At 72.1% G+C, this 17,987-nt stretch carries 20 protein-coding genes and 1 pseudogene; 15 read left to right on the top strand and 6 right to left on the bottom strand.

Going from position 1 to position 17,987, the window contains the following annotated elements; genetic code table 11:
- Window positions 1–111: 111 nt before the first annotated feature.
- From AB0D93_RS27155 to AB0D93_RS27145, 3 genes are all read left to right on the top strand, one after another.
- Window positions 112–1,563 carry an APC family permease gene (locus AB0D93_RS27155; RefSeq protein WP_362124208.1) on the top strand — a complete coding sequence of 484 codons (1,452 nt, stop codon included), beginning with the start codon at window positions 112–114 and terminating at the stop codon, window positions 1,561–1,563.
- Window positions 1,564–1,661: 98 nt separating this feature from the next.
- Window positions 1,662–1,877 carry a hypothetical protein gene (locus AB0D93_RS27150; protein ID WP_362124205.1) on the top strand — a complete coding sequence of 72 codons (216 nt, stop codon included), beginning with the start codon at window positions 1,662–1,664 and terminating at the stop codon, window positions 1,875–1,877.
- Between the two features lie 178 nt (window positions 1,878–2,055).
- Window positions 2,056–2,823 (top strand): metalloregulator ArsR/SmtB family transcription factor, encoded by a 768-nt coding sequence (locus tag AB0D93_RS27145; protein ID WP_362124410.1) that lies wholly within the window; start codon window positions 2,056–2,058, stop codon window positions 2,821–2,823.
- Window positions 2,824–2,902: 79 nt separating this feature from the next.
- On the opposite strand, the gene AB0D93_RS27140 is transcribed toward AB0D93_RS27145, so the two are convergent.
- Window positions 2,903–3,337 carry an SPW repeat protein gene (locus AB0D93_RS27140; RefSeq protein ID WP_362124202.1) on the bottom strand — a complete coding sequence of 145 codons (435 nt, stop codon included), beginning with the start codon at window positions 3,335–3,337 and terminating at the stop codon, window positions 2,903–2,905.
- 91 nt (window positions 3,338–3,428) lie between these two features.
- Window positions 3,429–4,811: a deoxyribodipyrimidine photo-lyase gene (locus AB0D93_RS27135; protein WP_362124198.1), complete on the bottom strand. Its 1,383-nt coding sequence runs from the start codon at window positions 4,809–4,811 to the stop codon at window positions 3,429–3,431.
- Window positions 4,812–4,962: 151 nt separating this feature from the next.
- Here AB0D93_RS27135 and AB0D93_RS27130 point away from each other — a divergent pair, with 151 nt between their 5' ends.
- Window positions 4,963–5,139: a hypothetical protein gene (locus AB0D93_RS27130; RefSeq protein WP_362124195.1), complete on the top strand. Its 177-nt coding sequence runs from the start codon at window positions 4,963–4,965 to the stop codon at window positions 5,137–5,139.
- Between the two features lie 12 nt (window positions 5,140–5,151).
- Here AB0D93_RS27130 and AB0D93_RS27125 read toward each other — a convergent pair whose 3' ends face one another.
- Window positions 5,152–6,057, bottom strand: a complete 906-nt coding sequence (locus AB0D93_RS27125; protein ID WP_362124192.1) for a LysR family transcriptional regulator — start codon at window positions 6,055–6,057, stop codon at window positions 5,152–5,154.
- Between the two features lie 137 nt (window positions 6,058–6,194).
- Here AB0D93_RS27125 and AB0D93_RS27120 point away from each other — a divergent pair, with 137 nt between their 5' ends.
- The 6 genes and pseudogenes from AB0D93_RS27120 (at window position 6,195) to AB0D93_RS27095 (ending at window position 11,326) form a co-directional block, all read left to right on the top strand.
- Window positions 6,195–6,278: a putative leader peptide gene (locus tag AB0D93_RS27120; protein ID WP_356032329.1), complete on the top strand. Its 84-nt coding sequence runs from the start codon at window positions 6,195–6,197 to the stop codon at window positions 6,276–6,278.
- Window positions 6,279–6,438: 160 nt separating this feature from the next.
- Window positions 6,439–7,560, top strand: coding sequence for a dimethylsulfone monooxygenase SfnG (gene sfnG, locus AB0D93_RS27115; RefSeq protein WP_362124189.1), 1,122 nt, complete (start codon window positions 6,439–6,441; stop codon window positions 7,558–7,560).
- 303 nt (window positions 7,561–7,863) lie between these two features.
- Window positions 7,864–8,418, top strand: a complete 555-nt coding sequence (ssuE, locus tag AB0D93_RS27110) for an NADPH-dependent FMN reductase (protein WP_362124186.1) — start codon at window positions 7,864–7,866, stop codon at window positions 8,416–8,418.
- 5 nt (window positions 8,419–8,423) lie between these two features.
- On the top strand, window positions 8,424–9,608 hold the full coding sequence (locus AB0D93_RS27105) for an SfnB family sulfur acquisition oxidoreductase (protein WP_362124183.1): 1,185 nt from the start codon (window positions 8,424–8,426) through the stop codon (window positions 9,606–9,608).
- Between the two features lie 24 nt (window positions 9,609–9,632).
- Window positions 9,633–10,775 (top strand): LLM class flavin-dependent oxidoreductase, encoded by a 1,143-nt coding sequence (locus AB0D93_RS27100; protein WP_362124180.1) that lies wholly within the window; start codon window positions 9,633–9,635, stop codon window positions 10,773–10,775.
- A 28-nt stretch (window positions 10,776–10,803) separates the two neighbouring features.
- A pseudogene (locus AB0D93_RS27095) lies at window positions 10,804–11,326 on the top strand (HXXEE domain-containing protein).
- 16 nt (window positions 11,327–11,342) lie between these two features.
- Here AB0D93_RS27095 and AB0D93_RS27090 read toward each other — a convergent pair.
- Entirely contained in the window at window positions 11,343–12,380 is a 1,038-nt protein-coding gene (locus AB0D93_RS27090) for an acyl-CoA dehydrogenase family protein (protein WP_362124177.1), read from the bottom strand.
- 111 nt (window positions 12,381–12,491) lie between these two features.
- Here AB0D93_RS27090 and AB0D93_RS27085 point away from each other — a divergent pair, with 111 nt between their 5' ends.
- The gene (locus AB0D93_RS27085) at window positions 12,492–12,842 is read left to right on the top strand and encodes a YciI family protein (protein ID WP_362124174.1); all 351 of its coding nucleotides are present in this window, start codon (window positions 12,492–12,494) and stop codon (window positions 12,840–12,842) included.
- Between the two features lie 97 nt (window positions 12,843–12,939).
- On the opposite strand, the gene AB0D93_RS27080 is transcribed toward AB0D93_RS27085, so the two are convergent.
- Both AB0D93_RS27080 and AB0D93_RS27075 read right to left on the bottom strand, forming a co-directional pair.
- Entirely contained in the window at window positions 12,940–13,929 is a 990-nt protein-coding gene (locus AB0D93_RS27080) for a metallophosphoesterase (protein WP_362124171.1), read from the bottom strand.
- A complete protein-coding gene (locus AB0D93_RS27075; protein WP_362124168.1) occupies window positions 13,926–14,222 on the bottom strand; it encodes a plastocyanin/azurin family copper-binding protein in 297 nt (98 codons plus the stop codon). Before AB0D93_RS27075 ends, AB0D93_RS27080 begins: the two co-directional genes overlap by 4 nt.
- Window positions 14,223–14,590: 368 nt before the next feature.
- Between AB0D93_RS27075 and AB0D93_RS27070 the strand changes: the two genes are divergently transcribed.
- The 4 genes from AB0D93_RS27070 to AB0D93_RS27055 all read left to right on the top strand — a co-directional run bounded on the left by AB0D93_RS27070 (window position 14,591) and on the right by AB0D93_RS27055 (window position 17,899).
- Window positions 14,591–15,193, top strand: a complete 603-nt coding sequence (locus AB0D93_RS27070; RefSeq protein ID WP_362124165.1) for a sigma-70 family RNA polymerase sigma factor — start codon at window positions 14,591–14,593, stop codon at window positions 15,191–15,193.
- A gap of 25 nt (window positions 15,194–15,218) precedes the next feature.
- On the top strand, window positions 15,219–16,010 hold the full coding sequence (locus tag AB0D93_RS27065) for a zf-HC2 domain-containing protein (protein ID WP_362124162.1): 792 nt from the start codon (window positions 15,219–15,221) through the stop codon (window positions 16,008–16,010).
- Between the two features lie 111 nt (window positions 16,011–16,121).
- Window positions 16,122–16,550: an ATP-binding protein gene (locus AB0D93_RS27060; protein ID WP_362124159.1), complete on the top strand. Its 429-nt coding sequence runs from the start codon at window positions 16,122–16,124 to the stop codon at window positions 16,548–16,550.
- A gap of 125 nt (window positions 16,551–16,675) precedes the next feature.
- Window positions 16,676–17,899 (top strand): RNA polymerase sigma factor, encoded by a 1,224-nt coding sequence (locus tag AB0D93_RS27055; RefSeq protein WP_362124406.1) that lies wholly within the window; start codon window positions 16,676–16,678, stop codon window positions 17,897–17,899.
- Window positions 17,900–17,987: the final 88 nt, after the last annotated feature.

The following is a 17,987-nucleotide window of genomic DNA, read 5'->3' as shown; positions in this document are numbered from 1 at the left end:
TTCTCACGCATGCGTCAGGCACACTTGACGCCGCTAGTAAGGCTCCTTAACTTTATCGGCCAGTCAGCCCGCCGGGTGCCGTCGAGCGCGCCCGTGGCGTCAGGAGTCCCCATGTCCGGTAGTCCGCCGCCCACGGGTGGTTTCGTCCGTCGTGTCGGCCCGTTCCAGGCCGCGGCCATCAACATGAGTCAGATGTGCGGCATCGGCCCCTTCGTGACGATCCCGCTGATGGTCAGCGCGTTCGGCGGCCCGCAGGCGGTCATCGGTTTCGTTGCGGGTGCCGTCCTCGCGCTGTGCGACGGACTGGTCTGGGCCGAGCTGGGCGCCGCGATGCCCGGCTCCGGCGGCAGCTACGTCTATCTGCGCCAGGCATTCCAGTACCGCACCGGCCGGCTGATGCCATTCCTGTTCGTGTGGACGGCGATGCTCTTCATTCCGTTGATCATGTCCACCGGCGTGGTCGGCTTCGTGCAGTACCTGGGCTACCTGGCCCCGGGTCTCGGACAGACCTCCGGTGACCTGATCGGTCTCGGCGTCATCGCGCTGGTCGTGATCCTGCTGTGGCGCGGTATCGAGCACATCGCCCGGATCACCGCCGTGATGTGGACCGTGATGATCGCCTCGGTCCTCCTCGTGATCGTCGCGGCCGCGACCGACTTCAGCCCGCACCTCGCCTTCACGTACCCGGCGGGCGCGTTCGACCTGATGAGCAACCACTTCTGGCTCGGCTTCGCCGCGGGCCTGACCATCGGCATCTACGACTACCTCGGCTACAACACCACGGCCTACATGGGTGCCGAGATCAAGGACCCCGGCCGGACGCTCCCGCGCTCGATCCTCTTCTCCATCCTCGGCATCATGGCGATCTACCTGCTGCTGCAGATCGGCACCCTCGGGATCGTGGACTGGCACCGGATGACCGACCCGCACGACATCGCGTCCACCTCGGTCGCCTCGGCGGTGCTGGAGAAGACCTGGGGCAAGGGCGCCGCCGACACGGTGACCGTACTGATCCTGGTCACCGCTTTCGCCTCCGTCTTCACCGGGCTGCTCGGCGGCTCCCGCGTCCCCTACGACGCCGCCCGCGACCGCGTGTTCTTCCGGCCGTACGAGAAACTGCACCCGAGGCACCGCTTCCCGATGCTGGGCCTCGCGACCATGGGTGTGATCACCGCCGTGGGTTTCCTGATCGGCCGCCACACGGACCTGGCCACCCTGATCCAGCTGCTGACCACCGTGATGGTGATCGTGCAGGCCCTCGCCCAGATCGTGGCCCTGACCGTGCTGCGCCGACGCCAGCCGGACCTGCGCCGCCCGTACCGGATGTGGCTCTACCCGCTGCCGAGCGTCCTCGCGTTCGCCGGCTGGTGCGTGATCTACGGCTACGCCGACAAGAACTCCCCGGGCCGTCATCCCATCGAGTGGTCCCTGGCCTGGCTGGCCCTCGGTTGTGTGGCCTTCGTCGTGTGGGCGCGGCTGGAGAAGGTGTGGCCGTTCGGGCGGAAGGAGATCAGCGAGGAGTACCGGGCGGGCGCGGACCCGGACGTGGCACCCGCGGCGTGACCAACGTGCCCGCAAGGGACTGGAGTCAGGCAGTCTGCGCCGGCCTCCCCGGCCCGGACCCTGGTCCGCGGGGGAGGCTTCGTCGTACGGCCGAGACCGTGCTTCCCGATGTCACGGTCCGCCCCGCGACCGCCGAGGACCGGCCCACCGTGGAGCGGCTGTGGCTGATGTTCCGCCATGACGCGTCCGCCTTCCGCGGGGTCCTGCCCGCCCCCGACGGCAGCTTCCGCGGTGAGCGCGTCCCGGTGCGGGTGCCGAACAGCTTCCTCGTGGTGAGCGGGGCGCGGCGCAGGGGTGTGGGCTGCGGGCCGTAGGAGTGGTGCTCGCCCGACATCCGGGTCGTCGGAGATCGCATTTCAGCAGGACGCCCCGCCCGCCGTGGCCTTCTGGCACCGGGTCGCCTCGGACCTCGTCGGGAACGCCCTGCCCGTCCTTGACATGCAAGCAATTGCCTGCATAACGTTGAGTGTGCGATCAGAGGACGACACCGGGATGGACCAGGTCTTCAAGGCGCTGGCCGACGACACGCGCCGACGCCTGCTGGACCGGCTCCACGAGAACAACGGCCAGACCCTGGGTGAGCTGTGCGAGCGCATCGCCATGACGCGCCAGTCGGTCACCCAGCACCTGGCCGTCCTGGAGGCCGCCAACCTGATCAGCACGGTGCGGCGGGGGCGGGAGAAGCTGCACTACCTCAACCCCGTACCGCTCCACGAGATCCAGGAGCGGTGGATCGACAAGTTCGAGCGCCCGCGCCTCGCCGCGCTCGGTGCCCTGAAGCGACGAGCCGAGGAAGCCATGACCGACAAGCCCAGCTTCGTGTACGTCACCTACATCGCGAGCACACCCGAGAAGGTCTGGGAGGCGCTCACCGACGCCGACCTGACGGCCGCCTACTGGGGCCACCGCAACGAGTCCGACTGGCGGCCCGGCTCCCGCTGGGCGCATGTGCGCACGGACGGCTCGGGCGTCGCCGACGTGGTGGGCAGGGTGGTGGAGAGCGAGCCGCCGACCCGGCTGGTCACCACCTGGGCGGCGCCCGACGAGGAGGGCCGGGAGTACCGGCACTCCCGCGTCACCTTCGAGATCCGGCCCCACGAGGACATCGTCCGGCTCACCGTCGTCCACGAGGACCTCAACGACGAGGATGAGCGCTCGGCCGTGGCCGGCGGCTGGCCGGCCGTGCTGTCCAACCTCAAGTCGCTGCTGGAGACCGGCCGCACCCTGCCGCAGGAGCCCTGGCTGGTGCCGAGCCGCTGAGCGGGCGCGAGGCAGGCCGGTCCGCCCGGGCGGACCGGCCTCGCGTCCTGCTCGTCGATCCTTTCCTGTGTCTCCTCCGCTACGGCCTGGGGGTACTCTTCGCCGCCGTACCCGCACAGACGAGTCCGAGTACGAGCGCCAGTGCGCCGATGACGACGTTGTTGATGATCACGCCCATGTCGGGGCCGCTGCCCACGATCCAGGGGGCGATGATCAGCCAGATGCCCATGGCGCACATGGCCCAGCTGAGGCCGTACATCCGCTCGGGGGCCCGGGTGAATCCCAGTGCCAGGAGCCCTATCGCTATGCCCACGATCAGGTTGTGGGTCATGAGCGCGGGCTGGCTCGTCGTGTAGTGCACTATCCACGGAGATGCCGCGCAGTAGAGACCGAGCAGGAAGACCGGCCCGTCCACGAGCGCCACATCACGACCGCCGAGCATGCGGGCGTAGCGTGCCCGCATTTCGGAGACATCGGGGTGGGTTGATATATCACCCCTGTGCAGGTTGGCCATGACTCGTCTCCTTTGACTTCGCAGGCCAGACCGTGTCTGGGTGCTGTGTGCGGTTACTGCCGCATGTTCCCAGTTTGCTCTTATTTACTCTTTATGTGTAGGCCTGCGACCGCGCCCGCTCGAAGCGGGCCAGACCGTCGGCCAGGTCGACGATCGGATCCGGGTAGGCGCCGATGCCGGGCCGGCCCTCGCCCCGGAGCTTCCACGGCTCGTGGACCGCGGCCCCCGGGACGCCGGCCAGCTCCGGCACCCAGCGCCGGACGTACGCACCGTCGGGATCGTGCCGCCTGCCCTGGGCGACGGGGTTCAGCACGCGGTTCGGGCGGGTGTCCGTGCCGGTGCCCGCCACCCACTGCCAGTTCAACTGGTTGTCGGCGATGTCTCCGTCGACCAGCAGGTCCAGGAAGTGGCGGGCCCCGACGCGCCAGTCGACGTACAGCGTCTTCGTGAGGAAGCTCGCCGTCAGCAGGCGACCGCGGTTGTGCATCCACCCCTCGTGCCGCAGTTGGCGCATCGCCGCGTCGATCACCGGGTAGCCCGTACGGCCCTCGCGCCAGGCCTCGACGTCGGCCCGGGCCGTCCGTCCGGAGCGCCAGCGGTCGTGCCGTGTGCGGTAGTCGACGCCGGCCGCGGCGGGGCGTGCGGCCAGCACCTGCCGGTGGAAGTCCCGCCAGGCCAGTTGCCGGACGAACGCCTCCGCGCCGGGGCCGCCGACCGTGCGTGCCCGGTGGACGAGTTCGACGGGGGACAGCGTGCCGAAATGCAGATGCGGGGACAGCCGTGAGGTCGCGTCCCCGGCCAGGTCGTCCTGCCGGTCGGCGTAGCCGGCGAGGCCCGAGCGGAGCCACCAGGTGAGCCCTCCGCGGCCCGCCGACTCGCCGCCGGAGACCAGCCCGGCGGACACGCCCGACAGCGTGGTACGGGACGGAAGCCCCTCGGAGGCGATGCCGTCCGGGACCCGGACCGACCGCGGCACACCGACCACATCGCGCAACCGCTGCGCCGACCAGTGGCGGAAGTAGGGCGTGAAGACGGCGAAGTGGTCGGAGGCGGCCGGTGTCAGCGCCCCGGGCGGCACCACCGTCGTCACCGTGTCGTGCACCAGCAGCCGCCGCCCGTCCGCCTCCAGGGCGCGGCGCAGCCGCCGCTCCCTGCGGTGCGCGTAGGCGCTGACGTCGGCCGCCATGTGCACCTCGTCGGCGTCCACCGCGGCGGCCACCCCGCACACCTCCTCGACGACGTCGCCGGAGCGCACCACGAGCCGCCCGCCGCGCTCGCGCAGCCCGGCGTCCAGGTCCCGCAGGCAGTCGGCGAGGAAGGCCAGCCGGTTGGGCACGGCGAAACCTGCGTCGGCCACACCCCGGTCGCGTACGAACAGCGGGACCACCGGGCGGCCGCCGGCCGACGCCGCGCGCAGGGGAGGGTGGTCGTGCAGACGCAGGTCGGCGGTGAACAGCACGATCGAGGCGTTCATGAGATGTGGCTCCCGGGACGAGGCTGGCGAGGGGGGCGAGGGCCAGGAGCGCGTCGGCACCGAGGTGGCATGTCCGCACCGAATCCGGGCAGGCGCGTAGTACAGGGCGTACGTTCCGTCCACGTCACGGCCTCGGAGGTGACCGACCGTCATGGGTGCGAAGGTGCTGGAGCGGTTCCCCGCCGGGGCCCCGCGAGGATCCTGGCCCGCGGAGGAGTACGCGGCCGCGCGCCGCGCCGAGGGCGAGCGGGTGACCGTGGTGATGGACCTCGAGTCCGACGCCTTCCTCGTCCTGGCCGAGGCGCGCGACGACGACGGCCGCGCCTGAAGGGGCGGCCGGTCAGACCGCGGCCAGTTCCCGCGCCCGGCGTACGAACGCGGCGTGCAGATCCCGGGCCGCCTGCGGTACCGACTCCGCGCGGCGGCGCTGGAGCGTCAGCAGCACCCGGGTGGTGTCGTCGGCGATCGGCCGGCAGGTGATCGTCCCGGACCGCTCCAGCGGATCCCCGACGACACTGAAGTCCGGCAGCACCGTCGCCCCGAGCCCCTCGGCGACCAGCAGCTTGCCCATCTCCGCGCCATCGGTCGAGTAGGAGAACGCGGGCGTACGGCCCGACAGCAGGCGGTGCACGTACCGGTGCATCACATAGCCGGCGCGCATCGCGATCAACGGCACGCCGAGCAGGTCCTCGGCGCCGACCGCCGCCAGTGCGGCCAGCGGGCTGTCCGGGCGCAGGCACACCACCGGCCGGCCGCTCAGCAGTTCGGTGCACTCCATGCCGGCGGGCACGTCGTCGCCCTCCAGGTGGTTGACCAGCCCCAGGTCGAAACCGCCCTCCACGAGGCCGCGCTGGATCTCCGTCTGCTGCGCGCCGACCACCTCGACCTGGGTGGCCGGGTGCGTGGACCGGAACGCGCGGAGCACGGGGATCAGCAGCGGCACGGTCGCCGCGTTCACCGTGCCGACGCGCACCATGCGGCTGATGCGGTGCTGCTCGCCGGCCGCCGCACGCAGCCGGTCCACGGCCTCCAGCACGCTCACGATGTGCGGCAGCAGTTCCCGGCCCGCCGCGCTCATCGTGGCACCCGAGCGCTTGCGCTCCAGCAGGTCGACGCCGAGTTCCCGCTCCAGGTTGCGCACCGTCTCGCTCAACGCCGGCTGGGACAGGCGCAGTTCGTCGGCCGCCCGGCGAAGTGAGCCGAGCCGGGTCACCGCCGCTATGTATTCCAGCTGTTCGGTCCGCACCGCCGCAGAATGCGGGGTGCCGAGAATCCGGTTCAAGGGTTTCCCTGTCACACCTTCGTGAAATTCAATGGTCCGCGATACGAGACCGGTCGGGTTCTCCTTGACGGCCCTCGCCGGCGGCTGCCACGATCGACGGCATGACGATGCGACTGGACCTCACGCGGCGACGCCATGTCGACCTCGCGCGCGTTTCCAGCGCCTCCTGTTGCGCCGCGGCCTGATCGCCCCCTTTTTCCGCCGATCCGCCGCCCTTCGCTCCCGTCCGGCGCCGGCCGCCCTTCGCTCCCGTCCAGCACCGCCCGAATTCCCCCGCCCTTGCACTCGCGTGGAATTCGGCATGCCGGAAAACGTCACCGAGCAATTCCGCACCAGGAGTTCCGCATGCCCGCAGCGCCCCTGAAATTCGCCTACTGGGTCCCCAACGTCAGCGGGGGACTCGTCACCAGTACGATCGAACAGCGCACCGACTGGGGGTACGACTACAACCGCGAACTCGCCGTCCTCGCCGAGAACAACGGGTTCGAGTACGCCCTCAGCCAGGTCCGCTACATGGCCGGCTACGGCGCCGAGTACCAGCACGAGTCGACCAGCTTCAGCCTCGCCCTGCTGCTGGCCACCGAGCGCCTGAAGATCATCGCCGCCGTCCACCCCGGACTGTGGCACCCCGGCGTCCTCGCCAAATTCGGCGCCACCGCCGACCACTTGTCGGGCGGCCGCTTCGCCGTGAACGTCGTCTCCGGCTGGTTCAAGCGCGAGTTCACCGCGCTCGGCGAGCCTTGGCTGGAACACGACGAGCGCTACCGCCGCTCCGAGGAGTTCATCACCGCCCTCCGCAAGATCTGGACCGAGGACCACGCCGAACTCGCCGGTGACTTCTACCGGTTGCGCGACTTCTCTCTCAAGCCCAAACCGTCCAGCACCCCCGAGCGCCCGCACCCGGAGATCTTCCAGGGCGGCAACTCCACCGCCGCCCGGCGCATGGCCGGCCGGGTCTCCGACTGGTACTTCTCCAACGGCAAGGACTTCGACGGCGTCGTCGAGCAGATCGCGGACGTCCGCGCTGCTGCCGCCGAAGCGGGACGCACCGCACCGAAGTTCGGCCTCAACGGCTTCCTCATCGCCCGGGACACCGAGGCCGAGGCCCGCGAGACGCTGCGCGAGATCGTCGCCAAGGCCGACACCGAGGCGGTGGAGGGGTTCGGCGCGGCCGTGAAGCAGGCGGGACAGTCCACGGCCGACCAGAAGGGCATGTGGCAGGACTCCTCCTTCGAGGACCTGGTCCAGTACAACGACGGCTTCCGCACCGGCCTCATCGGCACCCCGGAGCAGATCGCGGAGCGCATCGTCGCCTACAAGCAGCGCGGCGTCGACCTCTTCCTGCTCGGCTTCCTGCACTACCACGAGGAGGTCGAGTACTTCGGCCGGCGCGTGTTGCCGCTCGTCCGGGCACTGGAGGCCCAACTACCGGACACCGAGCCGCAGTCGGTACCCGCGAGTGTCTGACCGGCCTTCCGCCGTCCGCACCGCACCGGGAAGGGGGACACCCGGCAAGAGCAGCACTCCGGCACCCCCCGACCGGTCCAGCCACCCCGCACCCGCCACCGCCCAGGAGCGGATCGCGCGCCGCCGAGGTCGCCGCGGTCCTCGCCACGGGCACCGCCGCAACCCGCGAGCGCCGCGAGGCCGGCCGCAGGGTCCTGGCAGGCGAACCGCCCGAACCCACCTGGTACCCCTGACCGATTCACTCCCCGGGCGTCCGTCCCCTACCTACGGGCGCCCGGCGCACCCCAGAAAACGAGGCACCCCATGGCCACCGTCCTGTCCGTCTCCGGCAGCCCTTCCGCGTCCTCCCGCACGGGTCGTCTGCTGCGCCACCTGGACCAGCGGCTGATCGCCCAGGGCCACGAGGTGATTCCGCTCGACGTCCGCACCATCCCCGCCGAGGCCCTGCTCGGCGCGGACTTCCGGCACCCCGCCATCGCCGAGGCCACCGAGCTGTTCACCCGTGCCGACGGCGTCCTGATCGGCACACCCATCTACAAGGCGTCGTACTCTGGTGTCCTGAAGGCGCTGCTGGACCTGCTCCCGCAGTACGCGCTGACCGGCAAGACCGTGCTGCCCCTCGCCACCGGAGGCTCGGCCGCGCACGTCCTCGCCATCGACTACGCCCTGCGCCCGGTGCTGAACTCCATGGGTGCCGCGCACATCGTCCAGGGCTGGTTCACCCTCGACAAGGACATCGCCGTGGGTGAGGACGGTTCGCTGACCGTGGCCCCGGCCGCCGCCGAGGCGCTGGGGCACGTGGTGGACCAGTTCTCGGCCGCCCTCGACCGCGCCCCGGCGCTGGCGGCGGCGAGCTGACCGCCATGACCGCACACGTGATCGCCGACGACGCCGAGGCGCTCGCCGTCGCGCAGGCCCTGGCCGCGGAGTTCCGCGCCGGGGCCGCCGGGCGGGACGCCGAGCGGCGGCTGCCACGGGCCGAGGTGGACCGCCTGTCCGCCTCCGGGTTGCTCGCCGTGACCGTGCCCGCGGAGCACGGCGGCGCCGACGTACGCGCCGGGACCCTGGCGGAGATCTTCCGGCTGCTCGGCTCTGCCGACGCCAGCCTCGCCCAGATCCCGCAGAGTCACTTCGTCTACGTCAACGTCATCCGCCGGCAGGGCAGCGAGGAGCAGCGGAAGTTCTTCTTCGCCGAACTGCTGGCCGGCCGCCGGCTCGGCAACGCGCAGTCCGAGGCCGGCACCCGGCACGTCCAGGACATCCGCACCCGCCTGCGTCCGCAGCCGGACGGCTCGTACCTGCTGACCGGCGTCAAGCACTACTGCACCGGTGCGCTCTTCGCCGACTGGATTCCGGTGCTCGCCCGCGCCGAGGACGACGACCTGCACGTCGCCCTTGTGCCCCGGGACGCCCCCGGTGTGACCATGGTCGACGACTGGGACGGCATGGGGCAGCGGACGACCGCGAGCGGCACCGTCCGCCTGGCCGACGTGCCCGTGCCCGCCGACCGGGTCCTGCCCCACCACCTCACCTTCCGGGGGCCACAACTCCACGGCGCCGCGGCGCAGTTGCTGCACGCGGCCATCGACACGGGCATCGCCGGGGGAGCGCTCACGGAGGCGGCGGAGTTCGTCCGCACCAGGAGTCGCCCCTGGTTCGAGAGCGGAGCCGAGACCGCGGCCGAGGACCCCCTCCTCGTGCAGCGCTTCGGTGAACTCGCCCTCCAGGTACGGACGGCGGAGGCACTGCTGAAGGAGGCCGCCCGCGCGGTCGACGCGGCCCGCGACCACCTCACCGACGACTCAGCGGCCGAGGCATCCGTCGCGGTGGCAGCGGCCAAGGTGCGCTCGGCCGAGGCCGCGGTGACGGTGGCGAGCGCGCTGTTCGAAGTGGCCGGCACCCGGTCGGCGCTCGATTCCCTGAACCTGCACCGCCATTGGCGCGACGCACGCACCCACACCCTGCACGACCCGGCCCGCTGGAAGATCCAGCACATCGGCCGGTACGTGCTGAACGGAACCCGGCCGCCCCGGCACGGCCTGCTCTAACGGACACTCGCGATCGGAGACCCCGTGTCCCTCACCTTCCACTGGTTCCTGCCCACCAACGGCGACAGCCGCCATGTCGTGGGCGGCGGTCACGGCACCCCGGCCACCGCCTCCGGCCGGGACCGGCCCCCGACGGTCGCCTACCTGAGCCAGATCGCCCGGGCCGCCGAGGACCTCGGCTTCGTGGGTGCGCTCACCCCGACCGGTGCCTGGTGCGAGGACGCGTGGCTGACCACCGCCATGGTCAGCCAGAACTCCGAGCGGCTGAAGTTCCTCGTCGCCTTCCGGCCCGGATTCGTCTCGCCGACGCTGGCCGCGCAGATGGCGTCCACCTTCCAGCGTCAGACCGGCGGACGCCTGCTGCTCAACGTGGTCACCGGCGGCGAGAGCCATGAGCAGCGGGCCTACGGCGACTTCCTCGACAAGGACGCCCGCTACCGCCGTACCGGTGAGTTCCTGCAGATCGTGCGGGACCTGTGGGACGGCAAGAGCGTCGACCTGCGCGGGGAGCACCTGCGCGTCGAGGAGGCCAGGCTCAGCCGGGTGCCGGACCCGGTGCCCGAGGTGTACTTCGGCGGCTCCTCGCCCGCCGCCGGCGAGGTCGCCGCCCGCTCCGCGGACGTGTACCTGACCTGGGGCGAGCCGCCCGCCCAGGTCGCCGAGAAGATCGCCTGGATCCGCGGGCTCGCCGCCGGACACGGCCGTACCCTCCGCTTCGGCATCCGGCTGCACGTCATCACCCGGGACACCTCCGCCGAGGCCTGGGCCGAGGCGGACCGGCTGCTCGACGGCTTCGACCCGGAGACCGTACGGGCCGTCCAGGCGGGCCTCGCCCGCAGCGAGTCCGAGGGCCAGCAGCGCATGCTCGCACTGCACGGCGGCAGCCGGGAGAGCCTGGAGATCCACCCCAACCTCTGGGCCGGCATCGGACTGGTGCGCGGCGGCGCGGGCACCGCCCTGGTCGGCAGCCATGACGAGGTCGCCGACCGGATCGAGGAGTACCACGCCCTCGGCATCGACGAGTTCGTCCTCTCCGGATACCCGCACCTGGAGGAGGCGTACTGGTTCGGCGAGGGCGTGCTGCCCCGGCTCGCCGAGCGCGGCCTGTGGACGCACCCCGACGCCACGCCGCCCGCTCCCACGGCCCAGGTGCCGTTCGCGCTCTGACCAACCGGCCCTGGCAGACCGCCCGTTCATGACGCGACAACCGAACGGGTCCGCCGGGACCGGCACCTGGGGACTGCTGGCCGCGTGGGCCGTGCACGACACAGGAACTGGTCATGGTGCCGAGCTGAGTGCGCACCCATGTGCCGGAGCTGCGCGAGAGGTTCCCCGGCGCGCCGGAGACCCTGAGGCCGTGGACGCCGCACGGGAGTTCGGCACCGCGGTCGGCGCCATGGCGGTGGTGCCGGCCGCCGCGCGCCGACGGCCACCGCACCGGGGGCCGGTCCGCCGTCCACCAGACCGCGCTCAACGCCTTCGGCCTGCACGGTCTGGTCCATCTGGCCCAGGCGGCGGTCGTGCGCGGCTACACGCCGGGCTCCGCGACCACGCCCCTGGTGGTCCTCCCGTTCACCGTGTGGGCCCGTGGCCGGCTGCGCCGCTCCGGCGTCCTGCGCCCGACCCGGCCACGGGATCTGGTCGGGGGCCTCGCCTTCGCGGCGGCGGCCACGGTCGTCACCCACGCCCTGGCCCAGGGTGCGCCGCGACGCCGGTGACGGCGAGGGCCCCGACTCAGGTACCTGCCAGCGCGCGCAGATGTGCCGCCCGGGTCTCGCTCGTCTGCCCCTGGACCAGCAGGAACAGTGCCTCCCGGGCGTGGCGCTGGGCGCGGCTCGTCAGGGCCATCGACCGGCCGCCCCCGGCCACCACTGCCGCCGTGGTGGCCGTACGCAGCAGCTCGTACGCCTCCGCGCGCACCGCCAGCCGCTCCGCGGCCCGCTCCTGCGGTGCCGGCCGGTCGGCCAGGGCGTAGGCGCGGCCGCGGACGTCGGCGAGCCGGGCCGTGAGCGGGGCGGCCGTCTCCGTGTCCAGCAGGGACAGGGCGGCCTCCGTGACGCCGAAGACCGCCGGGCTCGCGTTCAGCGTCCTCGCCCGGTCCCCGGACGCCCAGCGCTCGTACGGCGTCCGCAGGACCACCGCCTCCTCCGGCAGCCACAGCCCGGACAGCTCCAGCGACACCGTACGCGCGGCGGTGAGCGCCGCGAGACGCACCGGCTCCGAGGCCCGCAGCCCCGGCTGTTCGCGCGCCTCGGTGAACGCGAACAGCACCTCGCCCGCATCGGTCACCCCGGCGAGCAGCACCACGTCGTTCAGTCCCCAGCCGGTGTACCAGGGCACGGTCCCGTCGAACCGCAGGCCGCCGCCCTCCCGGCGCACCACCACCGGGACGCGCGGCCAGGACCGCAGATGCGCGTACGCCACCCCAGACAGCAGCTCGCCCCGCGACAGCGGCCCCAACAGCCGCTCACGCACCGGCATTTCGCTCTGGGCCAGCATCTGCACCGGCGTGTGGTGCTGGGTCTGCACGAACCACGTGGAGCAGCACGCCCCGGCCAGGATCTCCGCGGTGCGGCGCAGCACGGCCGGCGGCGCGGCCGAGCCGCCGTACGCGACCGGCGCGCCCACCCCGAGCAGTCCCGACCTCTTCACCGCGTCGATGTGGCTCGCGGGCACCCCCTCCCGGTCGACCCGCTCGGCCTCGGGGGCGAGCAGGTCCGTGGCGAGGCGGCGGGCGCGGTCGATGAGCGGATGAGCAGGGGTGACTGTCATGGGGAAGATTCTTTCGGAGATTTCGCCCCGCGCCTGTCGATCCGGAGGCCGGCTCTTCGTGTAGGAGGTGACGGACAGCCGAGAGACCCTGAAAACCACCAGGAGGATGTCATGAAGCACTACCTGCTCAGCGTGGTCCAGCCGGCCGGCGGTACCCCGCCCGCCGCCGACGCGCTCGCCGCGATCATGCGCGACGTCGAGGCCTTCAACGACGAGCTGCGCGCCGCCGGCGCCTGGGTCTTCGCCGGCGGCCTGCACGGCCCGGAGACGGCCACCGTGCTCCGCCCCGAGAACGGCCAGGTCCTCGTCACCGACGGCCCCTACGCCGAGGGCAAGGAGTACCTGGGCGGACTCTGCCTGATCAGGGCCGCCGACCTCGACGAGGCGCTGGAGTGGGGCCGCAAGGCCGCCCTCGCCACGACGCTGCCCATCGAAGTACGGCCCTTCGTGGACCAGCACTAGGTGTATTGACCTGAAGCGTTGTTCACGCGGACCACCTCGCGGCCGGGACGAGCCGGTCGCGAGGGGCGCCGCGCACGTGTGCGCTGCCTGCGGGCGGTCAGGCCAGCCTCTCGTCCTTGACCGCCAGCCGCTGGTCTCCCCGCCGGTAGCCCACGGTGCGGATGCCGAGCGCGTCCTTCAGCCGGCGGGCGGGCACGACCTGTGGCGTGGGGGCGGGGGCCCGGCCCGGCTTGGGCAGCGGGTAGGCGGTGGTGGTGGCGGAGTGGAAGGTGATGTTGCCCTCCGTCTTGGTGAACAGCTGGTGGACGTGTCCGTTGAGGCAGGTGACCGAGGAGAAGCGGCGCAGCAGTGCGATCACCTTCAGCGCGTCGTCCGTGCTCCAGCCCCACTTCGGGTACATGGCGAACAGCGGGATGTGGCTGAAGACCACGACGGGGGTGTCCGACGGCAGCCCCGCGAGGTCCTTGCGGACGAAGTCGATCTGCTCGGTGCCGAGGTGACCGAGCTTCTCCAGGTGCAGGGTGTTGACCAGGGCGAGGAAGTGCACACCGTGGGTGTCGAAGCTGTACCACCCGTCACCGAGCGTGCCCTTGCCGAAGACCTGGCGGTAGGCGCGGCCCGCGTCGCCGATGGAGTCGTGCTCGCCCGGCACGGTGAAGACACGGTCCGTCCGCAGCCCGGCCGTCATCTGCCTGACCTGGTCGAACTGCCCCGCCGTGGACAGGTGGGTCAGGTCGCCGCTGTGCATGACGAAGTCGGGTCTGAACCCGAGCCCGTTGACCTGCTCGATCGCTTGGGCGAACGAGCCGACCACGTCCGTGTTGGCCGGGCCCTGGAAGCCGATGTGGCTGTCGGAGACCTGCACGAAGCGCAGTGCGCCGCTCGGTGCCGCGGCGGCCCCGGCGGTGGCGTCCCGGGAGCCGGCGACCTGGCTCATCACCTCTCCGCCGGCCACGGTGAGTACGACGGCTCCGCCGAACCACCCGGCGTGGCGGAGGAGTTGACGCCGGGACATGCCGTGTTCGGAGGAGGGTTCCTCGGTGCCGCCGATCGGTGCCGGGCTCCGACGGTCGTGGGGTGCGGTCATGAGGTCACCTCCACGGTGGCGGTCATGAACGGATGGATGGTGCAGAGGTAGGCGTAGGTGCCGGGCCTGGTGAACGTGTGGGTGTAGGTGCCGTGCGTGGCGAGGGCGGCCGAGTGCAGCGGGCCGCCCGAGCCGGAGCTGGTGACGGTGTGGGCATCGGTGTCCTCGTTGGTCCAGGTCACCGTCGTGCCCGCCCTGACCTTCAGCCTGGCCGGGGAGAACGCGAAGTTCTTGATCACCACGGCGTCCTGGGCGACCGGGGTGGCGGCGGTGTTCGCGCTCGGGGAGTTCATGGGCATGGTCATGCCGGGCGTCGCCGTGGAGCCGGACGTCCCGGCAAGGCGGTGCTGACCCGGCCCGGGCGCAAGGGAGCCGGTGTCCGAGGAACGGGGTGACTGGCCGCACGCGCTCAGGAGTCCCAGCGCTCCGGCGGTGACGGCGGCCAGCCCTGCCGCACAGCGCGACCGGTGGCCAACGGGGCGGAAATTGACGTACATGATCTTCATTCCCCACTGATCGGGTGATGCCGTCCGCGACGGCTCATGCCCGGTTTCACGGTCCCCGGCGCCGTTGGGTTCAGCTGATATACACCTTTTTCTCCCTTTCAGCTGGTTATCTGATATAGCACGACAAAACTTCTGATCTGAGTGATGATCTCCTTATGTCATGGAGTGCTCGGAAACGTGGCGGCGCGGCCGATCCGAATCGCTCCGGGCGCCGTGTCTCGGGTGACGGGACTGTTTCGACCACGGACGAGGAACTGCTACGGGCGCTGTACGCCGAGCACGCAGGCCCTCTGTTCCACTACGTACTGCGACTGACGTCAGGAGACCGGCAGTGGGCCGAGGATGTCGTGCAGGAGACGTTGCTGCGGGCATGGCAGCACCCTGCCGCGTTCGAACCCGAGCGCGGTCCGGCGCGCGCCTGGCTGTGCACGGTCGCCCGGCGCCTGGTCATCGACCAGCACCGAGCCCGGCGGGCGAGGCCGGCGGAGGTGGGCGGCGAGGCGCTGGAGCGGGCGGCGGAGCGGACACCGGGCGAGGACCGGATCGAGCAGGCGTTGCAGAGCTGGGCCGTGGCCGAAGCCGTCCGGGCGCTGTCTGCGGACCACCGCGCCGTGCTGCTGGAGGTGTACTACCGGGGCCGGAGCGTGGCGCAGGCCGCGGAGGCGCTGGGCATCCCGCCGGGCACCGTCAAGTCGCGGACGTACTACGCCCTGCACGCCCTGAAGCTGGCCCTGCGGGAACGGGGTATCGAGCCATGACCACGGCATGGAGGAGGTGCCGGCCATGAACGCGGACCATGACGCCCTCCGGCTGGCCCTGGGGGCGTACGTCCTGGGCGTGCTGCCCCCGGCGGAGGCGGAGCGGGTGCGTGCGCACCTCGCGGAATGCGACGGGTGCCGGGCGGAACACGACGAGCTGGCCGGGCTTCCGGCGCTGCTCGCGACGGTCACGGCGGAAGAGGTCGAGGGCATCCCCGTGCCGGTCGGCGACGAGGACCCGGCCGACCGGCTGGTGCGGCGGGCGGCGGAGAGCGCCGGGGGTCCGCCCCCGGCGCCGCCCGGCACGTCCACGGTGCCCGGGGCTCCGGAGGCGGGACTGCTGGAGCGGATGATGCGGCAGGCCGCCGTCAGGCGCCGCAGGACCTGGCGGCGGCAACTGGCCGGTGCGGTCGCGTCGTTGATGCTGGTCGCCGGGGCGGCGGCCGGCGGTACCTGGCTGGCGCTGAGCGGTTCCGTGGCCGGTCAGGCCACACCGCCCGCACCGGTCACGCCGGCTCCGTCGCGCGTCTTCTCCGGGAGCGACGCCACCACCGGCGTCACCGCCACGGTGTGGGTCGCGCCCTCGGCGTGGGGCAGTGTGCTGGAGATCTCCGCCCGGGGGGCGCCCGCGGGCATCACCTGCCGGTTGCAGGCGGTCGGGCCCGGTGGAACCAGGGCGGACGCCGCCACCTGGCGGGCGGGCGCGTACCCGGTCGGCACCACCGTCCCCGGGGCGGTCCCCCTGTCCCCGGCGGCCATCGAGCACTTCGAGATCGTCGCGGGCAACGGCCAGAAGCTGGTCACGATCCGGGCGTGAGCCGAAGAATCAGTGCAAAAAGGGTGAATGGCTCGAACCATATGCACTCGTCGTCCGTAGAACTGAATGAGTGCTCACCACCAGGTTCCTACGCAGAAGAGCCAGAAGACCATGCTTGTCACCGATTCCCCCCGCGCCGGCTCGTTCCCCGCGCGGTCCTGCCACCACCAGGCGATGCTCACGCTGCCCGCGCAGGAGGCACACGTCCCCGCCACCCGTCATCTCGCGGCGGAGCTGCTGGAGTGCTGGCGCGTGCCCGAGAGCCAGCGGGACTCCGCCGTCCTCATCGTCGACGAACTCGCCGCCAACGCCGCCCGGTACGGTCGCGAACGCATGACGCTGCTGCTCGTCCTCGACGGCGGCACCCTGCACATCGTGGTCAGTGACTCCGGAACGGCGGTCGAGCGCGTCCGCCATGAGGTGGCCCCCGACGAGCACGGCCGCGGGACCGGCATCGTCGACTCCCTCGCGCAGTCGACCGAGGTCCACCAGACCCGAGGCGGCCGAGAAGTCCGGGCCTGTCTGCGGTGTTCGGCATGACCGGGCCCGTACGCTTCCGGTGGCCGGCCGCGGCCGTACCGCTGCCGTCCACCGGGCCGCACTCCACGCCAGGGCACGGCGATGTCCGGTTCGCGGCGTGGTCGGACAGAAGGGCACGGGTGCCCATGCCGGACACCGTCGATGTGGAGGCCGTCTTCCGGGCCGAGTACGGTCGCGCGGTCTCCGTCCTCGTCCGCTTCCTCGGCGACATCGACCTCGCCGAGGAAGCGGTGCAGGACGCCTTCACCACCGCCGTGCGCACCTGGCCGGAGAAGGGCGTGCCGCCGAGCCCGGCCGGCTGGATCATCACCACCGCCCGCAACCGGGCCGTCGACCGGCTGCGCCGCGAGTCCTCCCGGGACGCCCGGCACGTCGAGTCCGCCCGGCTGTACACACCCCACCTGTACGCGCCCGACCTGCACGGGCCCGACGCGCCGCCCGAAGAGGGCGCCGTGCGCGACGACCGGCTCCGCCTGATCTTCACCTGCTGCCACCCCGCGCTCGCCCTGCAGAGCCGGGTCGCCCTCACCCTGCGCCTGCTCGGCGGACTGAGTACCGCTCAGATCGCCCGCGCCTTCCTCGTGCCGGAGCCGACGCTGGCCCAGCGCCTGGTCCGTGCCAAGGCCAAGATCCGCGACGCCGGCATCCCCTACCGGGTGCCGCGCGACGCCGACCTGCCCGAGCGGCTCGGCGGCGTCCTCGCCGTGGTGTACCTGATCTTCAACGAGGGGTACACCGGCGACCCCGCCCTGTGCGCGGAGGCGCTGCGCCTCGGCCGGCTGCTCGACGCGCTGCTGCCGGACGAGCCCGAGGTCAGCGGCCTGCTCGCGTTGATGCTGCTGACCGAGTCCCGGCGGCCGGCCCGGCAGGACGCGGACGGCGTCCTCGTGCCGCTGCCCGAGCAGGACCGCACGCTCTGGGACCGCGCCCAGATCGCCGAGGGCCAGGACCTGGTCCGCCGCTGTCTGCGCCTGGGACGGCCGGGGCCGTACCAGATCCAGGCCGCGATCAACGCCGTGCACAGCGACGCCCCGACCGGCGCCGCCACCGACTGGCAGCAGATCGCGCGGCTGTACGAGCAGCTCATGGCCGTGGCGCCGTCCCCCGTCGTCGAGCTGAACCGCGCGGTGGCCGTGGCCGAGACCGAGGGGCCGGCCAGGGCGCTGGAGCTGGTCGACGCCCTGGAACTCGGCCGCTATCACGTGCTGCACGCGGTCCGGGCCGACCTGCTGCGCCGTCTGGGCCGCACCGCCGAGGCGGCGGCCGCGTACGGCCTCGCCGCCGAACTGGCCGGGAGCGAGGCCGAGCGGGCGTACCTGGAGCGGCGCGGGCGAGACCTCGGAGTGTGAGCGCCGTCACCTGGCGTCGGCGGAATGAATTTGAGGACCTGAAAGGTTGGCAAATGCATCCACCGACACCCAGGCTCGGGCCGAAGCC

Source organism: Streptomyces sp. NPDC048191, assembly GCF_040652655.1.
Taxonomy (GTDB): Bacteria; Actinomycetota; Actinomycetes; order Streptomycetales; family Streptomycetaceae; genus Streptomyces.
Note: the sequence above shows the minus strand (reverse complement) of the source record. Positions and strands in the feature narration are given on the sequence as shown.

Coding starts and splice junctions, on each gene's coding strand:
- AB0D93_RS27080 (WP_362124171.1), bottom strand. CDS start 13,929: ATGACCGCACCCCACGACCGTCGGAGCCCGGCACCGATCGGCGGCACC.
- AB0D93_RS27105 (WP_362124183.1), top strand. CDS start 8,424: ATGACCGCACACGTGATCGCCGACGACGCCGAGGCGCTCGCCGTCGCG.
- AB0D93_RS27090 (WP_362124177.1), bottom strand. CDS start 12,380: ATGACAGTCACCCCTGCTCATCCGCTCATCGACCGCGCCCGCCGCCTC.
- AB0D93_RS27085 (WP_362124174.1), top strand. CDS start 12,492: ATGAAGCACTACCTGCTCAGCGTGGTCCAGCCGGCCGGCGGTACCCCG.
- AB0D93_RS27120 (WP_356032329.1), top strand. CDS start 6,195: ATGACGATGCGACTGGACCTCACGCGGCGACGCCATGTCGACCTCGCG.
- AB0D93_RS27070 (WP_362124165.1), top strand. CDS start 14,591: ATGTCATGGAGTGCTCGGAAACGTGGCGGCGCGGCCGATCCGAATCGC.
- AB0D93_RS27075 (WP_362124168.1), bottom strand. CDS start 14,222: ATGAACTCCCCGAGCGCGAACACCGCCGCCACCCCGGTCGCCCAGGAC.
- AB0D93_RS27155 (WP_362124208.1), top strand. CDS start 112: ATGTCCGGTAGTCCGCCGCCCACGGGTGGTTTCGTCCGTCGTGTCGGC.
- AB0D93_RS27140 (WP_362124202.1), bottom strand. CDS start 3,337: ATGGCCAACCTGCACAGGGGTGATATATCAACCCACCCCGATGTCTCC.
- AB0D93_RS27130 (WP_362124195.1), top strand. CDS start 4,963: ATGGGTGCGAAGGTGCTGGAGCGGTTCCCCGCCGGGGCCCCGCGAGGA.
- ssuE (WP_362124186.1), top strand. CDS start 7,864: ATGGCCACCGTCCTGTCCGTCTCCGGCAGCCCTTCCGCGTCCTCCCGC.
- sfnG (WP_362124189.1), top strand. CDS start 6,439: ATGCCCGCAGCGCCCCTGAAATTCGCCTACTGGGTCCCCAACGTCAGC.
- AB0D93_RS27145 (WP_362124410.1), top strand. CDS start 2,056: ATGGACCAGGTCTTCAAGGCGCTGGCCGACGACACGCGCCGACGCCTG.
- AB0D93_RS27065 (WP_362124162.1), top strand. CDS start 15,219: ATGAACGCGGACCATGACGCCCTCCGGCTGGCCCTGGGGGCGTACGTC.
- AB0D93_RS27135 (WP_362124198.1), bottom strand. CDS start 4,811: ATGAACGCCTCGATCGTGCTGTTCACCGCCGACCTGCGTCTGCACGAC.
- AB0D93_RS27060 (WP_362124159.1), top strand. CDS start 16,122: ATGCTTGTCACCGATTCCCCCCGCGCCGGCTCGTTCCCCGCGCGGTCC.
- AB0D93_RS27055 (WP_362124406.1), top strand. CDS start 16,676: ATGCCGGACACCGTCGATGTGGAGGCCGTCTTCCGGGCCGAGTACGGT.